Origin of the sequence: Tistrella bauzanensis (assembly GCF_014636235.1) — a bacterium.
GTDB lineage: Bacteria > Pseudomonadota > Alphaproteobacteria > Tistrellales > Tistrellaceae > Tistrella > Tistrella bauzanensis.
On the sequence record NZ_BMDZ01000182.1, the window covers coordinates 1 to 1,237 of the forward strand.

At 65.4% G+C, this 1,237-nt stretch carries 1 protein-coding gene; it reads right to left on the reverse strand.

The genetic code is table 11. The annotated features are described in order from the left end of the window. Positions 1 to 1,094: MFS transporter (locus tag IEW15_RS25465; protein WP_188583343.1), on the reverse strand; the 1,094-nt coding region annotated here is incomplete at its 3' end. Positions 1,095 to 1,237: the final 143 nt, after the last annotated feature.

Here is a 1,237-nt window from a genome sequence, read left to right on the forward strand (position 1 = left end):
ACCGCGCGAGACCCCCGCCAAGCTCCCAAGCCGTCAGCAGACGGCGTCAAACCATGGGTAGCGGGCATTCGGCAACAGGCTCCGAACAGGCCGTTGATCAGGCCGCTGACGGGAGGAACGACACTCAGCCAGAGGAAACCCATGGCAGCGGCGAAGACCAGGGTCGTCTCGACGCTGACGGGCAAGACGAAGAAGACGGCAATGGACGCGGTCCGCAACAGATAGATCAGGGCCAGCACGTTCCGATTGCCCCAACGCTGGCAGAGATAGCCGGCGACAAGGGTGCCAACGGCGTTGCAGATGCCGATCAGCGCGATCGCCTGGGCGCCGACGGAGGGCGGCAGACCGCAGATGCCGACGAAGTTCGGCAGATGGGTCGCGATGAATATGAGCTGGAAGCCGCAAGCGAAGAAAGCCATGGTCGTGATGACGAATGTCCGGTTGGCCAGTGCTTCCGCAATCGCGCGACGGGCATCGACCTGTTGCGAAGGCGCCGTTGCGGGGGTCTCGCCCCTGCCGCGCCGGAACAGCAGCGTCACCGCCGCCATCGACGCGGCAAGCAGCGCCAGCCCGCCCATGGAGAATTGCCAGGACGAGCCGTCGATCATCGTCTGCGCGACCGGCGCGATGACGAAGGTGCCGAGCGAACCGACCGCGGCGAGGATGGAGATCGCCGTCGCACGCACTGCCGGCGTGGCAAGACGCGACACGATGCCGACGAGCACGCCGTGCGAGGTTCCAGCGACCGCGAGCCCGATCAGCAGGCCGCCGCCGAAATAGAGCCCGATAGTATTGCCCGTGGCGGTCAGATAGAGGCCGGCGCAATAAAGCACCGACGCGATGATGACGACGATGCGCCCGCCGAAGCGATCGCACAGGGCTCCCATGAAGGGTTGCCCGATGCCCCAGGCCAGGTTCTGAATGGCCATGGCGAAGCCGAACGTCGCGACGGTAATGCCGGTGCCGCGAACCATCGGCTCCATGAACAGGCCAAGGCTCTGCCGCAGCCCCATGGAAAGGGACAGGATGGTTCCGGCGGCGACAAGCGACAGGATGAGCGCCGGCGTCCAGGATCCGGCATGGGGGTTTGGCAAGGGCTTCCTCCTCGTGCGTGGCGCTATCACGATAGAGGCGCGCCGAGGATGGAAAACTCACTAGCAGCCTGTCGGACTTTCCCCAGCGTGCGAGCGGTGCGATGATTCCGTTGGTTTCAACGGGATTGCGCGCTGATGGCCCG